The sequence below is a fragment of the Marinobacter sp. genome (assembly GCF_039977835.1).
Taxonomy (GTDB): Bacteria; Pseudomonadota; Gammaproteobacteria; order Pseudomonadales; family Oleiphilaceae; genus Marinobacter.
Genome location: NZ_JBDWCL010000039.1, coordinates 1 through 9453, shown reverse-complemented (window position 1 = coordinate 9453; position 9453 = coordinate 1). Strand labels below are relative to the sequence as shown.

Here is a 9453-nt window from a genome sequence, read left to right as displayed (position 1 = left end):
TAAATGCAATATGCCTTGCCTGGGTGCCTTCTGTTACAATGCGCAGCGATTTTGCGAAGGGCAGGCGTCCCTTCTGAACCCATGTTTCCGGAACCCTTACCAGGTCAGACACCGCATGAATTCATTGGAAAGACGCTCAGTGGCGGCGCTGGCATCGGTATATGCCATGAGGATGCTCGGGCTCTTTATGGTTATGCCCGTGTTCGTCCTTCTTGGAAGCGATTTAAAGGGGGCAACCCCTGCACTGATAGGTCTTGCCATTGGCGCCTATGGTCTGAGCCAGGCATTGCTGCAGATCCCGTTCGGCATGTTGTCGGACCGAGTCGGCCGCAAGCGGATGATCTATATTGGCCTGGTGCTGTTTGCCGCCGGTAGCCTGCTCGCTGCAGCCACCGATTCCATATACGTTGTGATTGCCGGTCGGATTCTTCAGGGCGCGGGAGCCATCGCCAGTGTACTGATGGCCCTGCTCAGTGACCTGACCCGTGAGGAAGAGCGGACCAAGGCCATGGCCACCGTCGGGATTTCCATCGGTCTTTCTTTTTCCGTGTCGCTGGTGTTGGGCCCATTGCTGGGCTCGGCATTTGGTCTGTCCGGTATCTTTTATACCACCGCCGCTCTGGCAGGGGTGGCGATGGTGATCGTCCACCGACTGGTGCCGACACCCCACGAGCACAAGTCCAGTGCGGATACCCACCCCGCCCGGGCGATGCTGGGTAAAGTGATTGTCGATGGCCGATTGGTGCGACTTGATTTCGGAATATTCGCCCTGCATCTGGTGCTGACTGCAATTTTCCTGGTCTTCCCCACATTGCTGCAGGACGAGCTGGGCCTGCCTTCCTCCTCCCACTGGTGGTTCTATCTGACGGTTATGGTGACGTCGTTCTTTGCCATGGTGCCGTTTATCATCATCGGCGAAAAAAAGCGCAGCATGAAGCCGGTCCTTTGTGGCGCTATTGCTTTGCTCGCCATTTCAACAGCAGCCCTTGGTGGCATATCGGGCAGCCTCATCGTTGCCTGGGTAGTACTGTTCTTTTTCTTTATGGCTTTTAACCTGCTGGAAGCGAGTCTGCCCTCACTGGTGAGCAAGGAGTCTCCCGCTGCGGCCAAAGGCACGGCTATGGGGGTCTATTCCACTTCCCAGTTTTTTGGCGCTTTCCTGGGGGGAGCCCTGGGGGGGCTGTTGCTGGAACGGCTGGGGTTCCAGGGCGTAGTGGGATTGATGGTGATCGTACTGCTGCTCTGGCTGGCAGTAGCGCTGACCATGCCGAGCCCGGGTTACACTGCCAGTTTCGTGGTACAGTTACAGCATGTGGCGCATAGCCAGTTTGACGATATTGACGATGCATTGAGGAAGCTTCCGGGGGTGCAGGACGTGGTCATCCTGGAGGAGGCTGAAACCGCTTACCTGAAAGTGGATCGTCGTAAATTTGATGAACTCTCGCTTGCGGACTTTGCATTTGTCCGGCAGGGTAGCAGTTCGTGAAAACCGGAGGCCTGCAGGGACAGCAGGCTATCCCTGAAAACAGAGTCAGGAGCAGATCATGGCACGAGGCGTAAACAAGGTTATTCTGATCGGGAACCTGGGGCAGGACCCGGAAACCCGCTATACCCCGAACGGCAACGCGGTGGTGAACCTGAACCTTGCGACAGACGAAAGCTACAAGGACAGGCAGACAGGCCAGCTGGTGCCAAAAACCGAATGGCACCGGATTGTGATGTTCGGCAAGATTGCCGAAGTTGCCGGCCAATACCTGCGCAAGGGTTCCAAGGTTTATATTGAAGGCAAGCTGCAGACCCGTAAATGGCAGGGTCAGGATGGCCAGGACCGTTATACGACCGAGGTGGTGGTGGACATCAATGGCCAGATGCAAATGCTGGACAGTCGCGGCGGTGAGGGCGGTGGCGCCAGCCAGGGTGCACCTGCGGGCCGCCCGCAACAAACGGGTAACGCTGCGCCTGCTGCGGCAAGTCAGACCGGGCAGCAATCTGGTGGTGGATACAGTCAGCCTTCCCAGGGAAGTATGCCCGAGCCGGTCGATGATTTTGATGACGATATACCGTTCTAAGTTACACTGGAACCGGTTTGTAACGTTTTAGTTGATCTCTAATTCAAAACCCCCGCCAAGCGGGGGTTTTTGTGTTAAAGAGTTGCAAAAACAGGTCAAATTTAACAAGAAAACATGGAATTACGTTCAATTTCTCAACTATCATGCAGGTCAATGTAGAATCCGTGCACTTTTTAGGCACTGAGGCTGGCGAGTGGCCCCACGTTTTATAACAAGAGTTCTTCGGCGTTCCGGTAAGCGGCACCGCGTCTACCTGGAAGTTCGCCCTGATGGCATCGCCTGGGCGGAATCCGGAGGCTCGACCGGTTTTTCAGATTGTTCCCCGGCAAAACGCGAGGCGGTACTCGGCTCCCTCACCAGTGAGCGCAATTGGACCGGTGCGGACACCACGCTCATTCTGCCGCTTGATCAATATCAGGTGTTCCAGCTGGAGCGCCCGGAAGGTATTGATGAATCAGAGCTGGGCGATGCTCTGAAGTGGAAGCTCAAGGATTTTCTCGATTTCAATCCCTCCGATGCCGTCTCAGACGTGTTCCATTTTCCGGAGGATGCTTCCCGCGGAAGGGGAAGCCTGGTCAATGTGGTTGCCGCGCGAAAGTCTCTGGTCAGTGGGCTGGTGACGTTGGTGGAGAGCTGTGGCCTGGCATTGACGGCTATTGATATTGCCGAGTTGGCGCTGCGCAATCTGGTGCCCCGTATAGACCCGGATCGCCGCGGAGCGGCCCTGGTTCACATGCGCGAGCGCTTTGGGCAGATGATTGTCTGCAAGGGCGAAACGCTGTATCTCTCCCGGCGTCTGGATGTTGTGTCCGAGGACCTGCGGGACGCGTCGAGCCAGGAGAGCGCAGTGCAATCACTGGCCCTGGAGATGCAGCGTTCCCTGGACTATTACGAAAGCCAGTTAGGTCAGGTTCCACCATCCGTTATCCGCCTGGTCGCCCGGGACAACGTCCTGCCATTGTCGTCCATGCTGGCTTCCTACGTGGCCGCCAGCGTTGAAACCCTGGATTGGACGCCTTTCGGTCGTGATGAGTCGCTCGATAGCCGCTGCCTCGTTGCCTGGAGTGCCAGCCTGGCGATGTCCGGGGCAGGCGATGGCATCCAGCGGGTTAACCTCTATACCGACGACCTGCGGCCTCGCCGGGAAAAACTGCAGGCCGGGCTGGCGATGTCCTTGTTGGTGCTCGCTCTGGTTGTGATTGCCGGGGCTGGGGGTGTGGCCCGTTTTCAGGCCTCCGGGTTGCAGGCGGAGAACAGTGCCCTGCAACAGCAGAATGAGCAACTCGAGCGCTCCGTGGCGCAACTGACCAGGGAGGTAGAAGCCCGGCAGCCCGACCCAGACGTTGAAGCCGCCCTGGAACGGGTGACAGCAGCCCTGGCCCGCCGGCAGAAATTGCTGGATCGGGTGGAAAACCTGATCGCCACTGAAACAACGGGCTTTTCGTCGCCGTTATCGGCGCTGGCACGCCAGGTACCTCAGGGGCTCTGGCTGACGCATATCCGTCTTGATGCCAGCAAAGGTGCCGTTGGCCTGGTCGGCAAGACGCAGGCCGGCCGGCTTGTGCCGGTGTACCTTGAAAAGCTGGGTGATGAACCTGCCTTTACCGGCAAGACCTTCGGCAGCTTCCGGCTTGATCGGGGCGAAGACGGACGCTGGATTGAGTTCCAGGTGGCCACGGATGCCGACGGGGAGGTTTCGAAATGACGACTGTCCTGCGTCAGCAGTTTGATCAGGGCACCGCCTGGTTTAACGAACGCCCTGTTCGTGAACGCGTATTGCTGACCGTAACAGCATTGGTGGTGGTTCTTTTCGTGGGCTGGGAGCTTGCGGTGGCTCCGGTGGTAGCGGGCAATGAACAGCTTCGGTACCGTCAGGTGTCTTTGTCCGATACCCGTGCGGCGTTGATGGACCAGCAGCGTTTATTGTCAGAGCAGCTTGCCTCCGACCCGTCACAGGTGTTGAGAGACCAGCTCGCGGCCCGGCAGCAGCGGCTGGAACGACTGAATGATGAGCTTGCTGAAACCACGGGACGGTTGATCGCACCCCGCGCCATGGTTGGGCTTTTGCGGGAGATGCTCGCTGCCCAGGACAAACTGGAGCTGCTGGGCGTTGATCTCCTGTCCCCCGTACCGGTGTTCGACAAGCCATCCGATAGTAACAGCGAGAGTCCAGAGCCGCTGTTGTTTGCCCACGACGCTGAGATAGTAATGCGTGGGGGATATATGGAAGTGCTGGATTATCTCGAGACGCTGGAAGCCATGGACGCGCGTCTGGGGTGGGTGCTGCTGGAGTACGATTCCAGTAAATACCCGGATAACGAAGTCCGCATCAGGGTTCGTACCCTGAGCCTGGATCGCGCATGGCTGGGAGTGTGATATGAGACTGCTGCTGATCGCACTGCTTGCTCTGGCGTCCTCGAATCTTGCGGCTTTGCAGGACCCGACCCGTCCGGACGGATTTGGGGCTTCTCCGCAGGCTCAGATGCCGCAAAGAGAGTTTATGCTGGCGTCGATATTTATCGGCAATGATCGCAGGGTCGCAGTGATCGATGGTGTGGTCCGCAGGGAAGGGCAGGCCTTCGAGGGTGTTCGTGTCCGGCGAATCCACACGGACCGGGTAGAGCTGGTTGATCAGGGACGAGTGCGCGTTTTACGCCTTGACCCCCTTCCGCAAGTGCGGAGTTCGCAATGACAGAGAAACGAGTTGCTATGACACTGAACCGAACGTTTCTGACCCTGCTGCTGGCCATGTTACTGGCGGCTTGTAGCAATAACCCGCTGATGCGCACCAGTCAGGCCACCTCGACCGACGCCGCCACCGCGATTGATGAGGCGATGGCTGAGGCTGAAGCTGAACAGCGACGACGCGCAAGAGCGGAAGCGATGTCTGATCGCGTCCCCGAGGACGTCAGCGCTGCGCTGATGCCTTCGCTGGCCTCCCCGGCCAACGACGAAGACCGCTTTGATGTGAATGCCAGTGGATTGGCCGCCGGGCCTTTTTTCGAGGCGCTGGTGGAAGGAAGCCGTTACAACGTGGTGATCCATCCTGATGTTGCTGCAACCATCGATCTGCGCCTCAGGGATGTCACGGTTCCCGAGGTCATGGATATTGCTGGCGACCTTTATGGCCTGGACATCCAGCGCAGTGGCCGCCTGTTCCGGGTAAGAGCGAACAGCGTGCAGACACGCATGTTCCCGATTGACTATCTTCACTTCAAGCGTAGTGGCGGTTCCGAAACCCGAGTCAGTTCAGGGCAGGTCAGCAGCGCGCGGAGTAATTCAAACGGTGCGGGCTCATCGCGGGATATCTCAGACGACAACACCACCGCCAACCTGGTGGGCACAAGAATTTCCACCGAAACCGAATCGGACTTCTGGCAGGACATTGCACGTTCACTGAAGATGATCATCGGAACCGAGAACGGTAGCCAGGTGATTATAAACGCCGGTGCAGGCCTGGTGATGGTTCGTTCGGACGGTGAGTCCCTTCGCCAGGTAGAAGAATACCTGCGTCGCACCCAACTGATTATGCAGCGGCAGGTTGTCCTCGAAGCGAAGATTCTGGAAATTGGCCTGAATGAGGGGTATCAGCAGGGCATTAACTGGGCGGATATCCAGAGCGCCTCCAGTATTACCGCATCTGACGGGCTGCCGGAAGATTTTACCGCCCAGGCGCTGGCCGGGCAGGCCATCAGTACCTCGGACATCGGAGGGTTGTTCTCGGCCAGTGTCCGGGCTGGCGATTTCACCGGGTTGATCGAACTGTTGGGAAAGCAGGGCAACGTGCAGATCCTGTCGAGCCCGAGAATCTCCACGGTGAACAACCAGAAGGCAGTGATTAAAGTGGGTACGGACGAGTTCTTTGTCACCGACATCGACTTTGATGAAAACAACTCAGCAGTTACCGCCACGGACCGGACCTCCACATCGGTCGAGCTGACGCCGTTCTTCTCCGGTATTTCCCTGGATGTCACTCCGCAGATTGCCGAAGACGGTGCCATCACCTTGCACGTTCATCCCTCGGTGAGTGAAGTGAACGATCAGGAAAAGGTCATCACCGTGGGAGACCGGGATGTGGTGCTGCCGCTTGCCCGCAGTACCGTCCGCGAGACAGACAGCGTCATCAGGGCCGAGAGCGGCCAGATTGTCGTGATCGGCGGACTGATCCAGAACACCAGTGAAGACAACAATTCTGCAGTGCCTTTCTTCAGCGACATTCCATTGCTGGGGGAGCTGTTCAAGCAGCGTCGTTTCCAGTCCCGTAAGAGTGAGTTGGTTATCCTGCTGCGGCCTGTGGTTGCCGGGAGCGAGCAGATGAGTGCTGATGTATCGTCCAGCCGAGAGCGGATGCAGGTTCTGCGGGAACTGCTGGAATCGTCCGAGTCTGTGAAACCCGAACCGGAGAAAGCCAGACGCTAGCATGTACGAATCTCATTTCGGACTGCAGGAAGCACCGTTTGCATTGACGCCCAACACCCGATATTTCCTTCGGGCCCGTAGCCATAGCGATGCGCTGGAATTATTGCTGGTCGCGCTGCGTGAACGGGAAGGCTTTATAAAAATCACCGGCGAGGTGGGCACCGGCAAGACACTGCTCTGCCGCCTGTTGCTCAACGAGCTGGAGCAGGATGCCCACACTGCCTATATTCCCAACCCGCACCTGACGCCGGATACCCTTTACGAAGCGGTTGCCGAGGAACTGGGTGTGGATGTGGCCCGCTGTGCCAACACCCACCAGATACTCAAGGCACTGAATGAGCGCCTGATTGCCCTGGCCATGGAGCAGCGGCCTGTTGTACTGGTGATCGATGAAGCCCAGGCCATGCCCGAAGACACCATTGAGGCCCTGCGGCTGTTGACCAATCTGGAAACCGAAAGTACCCGCCTTTTGCAGGTGGTGCTGTTTGGGCAGCCGGAACTGGATGAGCTCCTGAAGCGGGACAGCATGCGCCAGCTGCGCCAGCGCATCACTTTCCAGTACCGTCTGGCTCCGCTGGACAAGGTGTCCGTAGCGCAGTACCTGAGACATCGCTTGGCGCAGGCCGGTTACAACGGTGGTGAGCTGTTTGCACCGGCCGCCCTTCGCCTGATCTCCAGTTCCTCCGGGGGCATTCCGCGGCTGGTCAACATCATCGCCCACAAAGCGCTTCTGTCGGCCTGGGGCCATGGCGACCGGCAGGTGAGGCGATCCCACGTTATGCAGGCCATTCGTGATACCGACAGTGCCCGTTTGCCCAACCTGCTCGTGAGGTGGTTATGAGTTTGCTCAATGACGCCCTGAGGGCCGCAGAGCAGCGCCAGAACCGGCCAGCCCCACCGGGTGCCTATGCGGGTGGGCAGCATCAGCCCAGAAACGGCCGGCCTTTGCTACTTTCGGTGCTTGTGGTGGCACTATTCATCGCGGCTGTCGGTGGCTACTGGGTGTTTGCCAAAAGCTTCTCGACGGAACCGATGGTGTTGGAAAGCCAGCCATCACCGGATCAGACGGTCCAGAGGGACATTGCGATAGTGGTCGATGAACAGCCAGTAAGCGCACCCGTGGACGTGCTGCCCCCTGCTCCGCAGCCAGAGGTTGTTGAGTCAGCGCCTCAGCCTCGGCAGACAGTGCCGCCGAAACCAGAAGTTGCTGAAGCCGAAGCAAGAAAGCCAGAGCCGGCCGTTGCGTCCTCTTCGTCAGTGGACGAGGCGGCGGCCGAGCAGGAAGCGAAGTCTTCGGAAGTGGAAGAGACACAGCCGCAGGAAACCTCCACTGCTGGTGTCAAGCAGGTGCCGCAGACGCCGGCAGCAAAGGATCGAAGCTCCGCGAGGGAGCTCGAGCGACTGGTGGCCCGTGGCAATATTACTGACGCAGAACGTGGCCTTGCAGCGCTGACGCAGGAACAAATGGCACCTCGTAGTCGCTATGTGGTGGCCAGGGCGCTTCTGGTGGAAGGCAAGCAGGACCAGGCCCTCGGCTGGTTGCCTGAGGATGTCGCCACGGAGCACCCGAAGTTGCGGTTATTGAGAGCCAGGGCACAGCACGCCAACGGTGACCTGGCGGCTGCCGTCGATACGCTCAGTGCAACCGTGCCACCGGTGGAAGGCCACTCTGAATACCGGGTTACCCTCGCAACCCTGTTGCAGCAGCAGGGAATGAATGGCGAAGCTGCCCGTCACTGGGCTGAGTTGATTGCGTGGGATGACAGCCAGGGCCCGTGGTGGGTAGGGCTGGCAATTTCGCTGGAGGCCCAGGGGGAGCAGGTCGGCGCGGCCAGAGCCTATCAGCAGGCAGCCAAACTCCCGGGGCTGCCCCGTTCCTTGGCGGACTACGTGCAGCGGCGGCTGCAGGCATTGCGAGCAGGATGATTCATGGCTGAAGCGAAGAAAAAAATCCGTATAGGTGACCTGCTGGTCCAGAACGAAGTCATCACTGAACAACAGTTGATGACCGCTCTGCGTGAGCAGAAAAACACCGGACGGAAGCTCGGCCGCACCCTGATCGACCTGGGCTATGTGGAAGAGGATAACCTCCTCAATATCCTCTCACGCCAGCTGGACGTGCCGTTTGTGCAGTTGCGCCACTTCCAGTTCAATAACGAGTTGGTCAAAAAGTTACCGGAAGCCATGGCCCGCCGTTTTCGCAGCATTGTGCTGGCGGAGCAAAGTGGCGAACTGCTGGTGGGCATGGCAGATCCGCTCGATATCTTCGCGTACGACGAACTGGTTCGGGTGCTGAAGCAGCCAATCAAACAGGCGGTTGTGCGTGAAAGCGAATTGCTGAACACACTTGACCTGGTTTACCGCCGCACTGACGAAATCGCCTCGCTGGCGGAAGAACTGGAAGACGAACTGGGCGACGATGCCTTCGACCTGGCTGACCTCAGTGCCGAATCCGAAAGCGCGGAAGCCCCGGTGGTCAAGCTGCTGCAGACACTGTTCGAGGATGCGGTACAGGCCCGCAGTTCTGACATCCATATTGAGCCGGATGAGACTGTGGTGCGGATTCGCCAGCGTGTGGATGGCGTGCTGCAGGAACAGGTGATGAAGGAAAAGCGGGTGAACTCCGCGCTGGTGCTCCGCCTCAAGCTGATGGCCGGCCTGAATATCTCCGAGAAGCGCATTCCCCAGGACGGCCGTTTCAATATCCGGGTCAAGGGCCGCAGTATCGATGTGCGGGTGTCCACCATGCCGGTGCAGTATGGCGAGTCGGTGGTGATGCGTCTGCTGGACCAGAGCCAGGGCATGCTGAATCTCGATGTGACCGGCGGCGATTTTCAACCCAGTTGTCCAAATAACCGCGTTTAAGCGGCCAATTTATTGCGCTCAATTTCCTGCAACTTGCCAGGGTTAAGCGATACCGGTCCGGTCACTTCCCAGTTCCGGGTGGGGCCAGACCAGCGCCGTG

General features: G+C 58.6%; 8 protein-coding genes and 1 pseudogene. All 9 read left to right on the top strand.

The window, feature by feature from the left end; genetic code table 11:
* Positions 1 to 115: 115 nt before the first annotated feature.
* Positions 116 to 1486: an MFS transporter gene (locus ABJM11_RS11085; protein WP_348294672.1), complete on the top strand. Its 1371-nt coding sequence runs from the start codon at positions 116 to 118 to the stop codon at positions 1484 to 1486.
* A 58-nt stretch (positions 1487 to 1544) separates the two neighbouring features.
* A complete protein-coding gene (ssb, locus tag ABJM11_RS11080; protein WP_348294671.1) occupies positions 1545 to 2069 on the top strand; it encodes a single-stranded DNA-binding protein in 525 nt (174 codons plus the stop codon).
* A gap of 193 nt (positions 2070 to 2262) precedes the next feature.
* A complete protein-coding gene (locus tag ABJM11_RS11075) occupies positions 2263 to 3774 on the top strand; it encodes a PilN domain-containing protein (RefSeq protein WP_348294670.1) in 1512 nt (503 codons plus the stop codon).
* Positions 3771 to 4445 (top strand): MSHA biogenesis protein MshJ, encoded by a 675-nt coding sequence (locus tag ABJM11_RS11070; protein WP_348294668.1) that lies wholly within the window; start codon positions 3771 to 3773, stop codon positions 4443 to 4445. The genes ABJM11_RS11075 and ABJM11_RS11070 overlap by 4 nt, the downstream gene beginning before the upstream one ends.
* Position 4446: 1 nt before the next feature.
* Positions 4447 to 4761, top strand: a complete 315-nt coding sequence (locus ABJM11_RS11065) for a hypothetical protein (RefSeq protein ID WP_348294667.1) — start codon at positions 4447 to 4449, stop codon at positions 4759 to 4761.
* The gene (mshL, locus tag ABJM11_RS11060) at positions 4758 to 6488 is read left to right on the top strand and encodes a pilus (MSHA type) biogenesis protein MshL (protein ID WP_348294666.1); all 1731 of its coding nucleotides are present in this window, start codon (positions 4758 to 4760) and stop codon (positions 6486 to 6488) included. The genes ABJM11_RS11065 and mshL overlap by 4 nt, the downstream gene beginning before the upstream one ends.
* Before the next feature lies 1 nt (position 6489).
* Positions 6490 to 7329: an AAA family ATPase gene (locus ABJM11_RS11055; RefSeq protein WP_348294665.1), complete on the top strand. Its 840-nt coding sequence runs from the start codon at positions 6490 to 6492 to the stop codon at positions 7327 to 7329.
* Positions 7326 to 8414: a tetratricopeptide repeat protein gene (locus tag ABJM11_RS11050; protein ID WP_348294664.1), complete on the top strand. Its 1089-nt coding sequence runs from the start codon at positions 7326 to 7328 to the stop codon at positions 8412 to 8414. The genes ABJM11_RS11055 and ABJM11_RS11050 overlap by 4 nt, the downstream gene beginning before the upstream one ends.
* Before the next feature lie 3 nt (positions 8415 to 8417).
* Positions 8418 to 9314: pseudogene (locus ABJM11_RS11045) on the top strand (GspE/PulE family protein); the annotation flags it as partial.
* Between the last annotated feature and the right edge of the window lie 139 nt (positions 9315 to 9453).

Excerpts from the sequence above, each read along its gene's own strand:
- ABJM11_RS11085 (WP_348294672.1), top strand. The coding sequence starts at position 116 with ATGAATTCATTGGAAAGACGCTCAGTGGCGGCGCTGGCATCGGTATAT.
- ABJM11_RS11050 (WP_348294664.1), top strand. The coding sequence starts at position 7,326 with ATGAGTTTGCTCAATGACGCCCTGAGGGCCGCAGAGCAGCGCCAGAAC.
- ABJM11_RS11065 (WP_348294667.1), top strand. The coding sequence starts at position 4,447 with ATGAGACTGCTGCTGATCGCACTGCTTGCTCTGGCGTCCTCGAATCTT.
- ABJM11_RS11070 (WP_348294668.1), top strand. The coding sequence starts at position 3,771 with ATGACGACTGTCCTGCGTCAGCAGTTTGATCAGGGCACCGCCTGGTTT.
- ssb (WP_348294671.1), top strand. The coding sequence starts at position 1,545 with ATGGCACGAGGCGTAAACAAGGTTATTCTGATCGGGAACCTGGGGCAG.
- mshL (WP_348294666.1), top strand. The coding sequence starts at position 4,758 with ATGACAGAGAAACGAGTTGCTATGACACTGAACCGAACGTTTCTGACC.
- ABJM11_RS11055 (WP_348294665.1), top strand. The coding sequence starts at position 6,490 with ATGTACGAATCTCATTTCGGACTGCAGGAAGCACCGTTTGCATTGACG.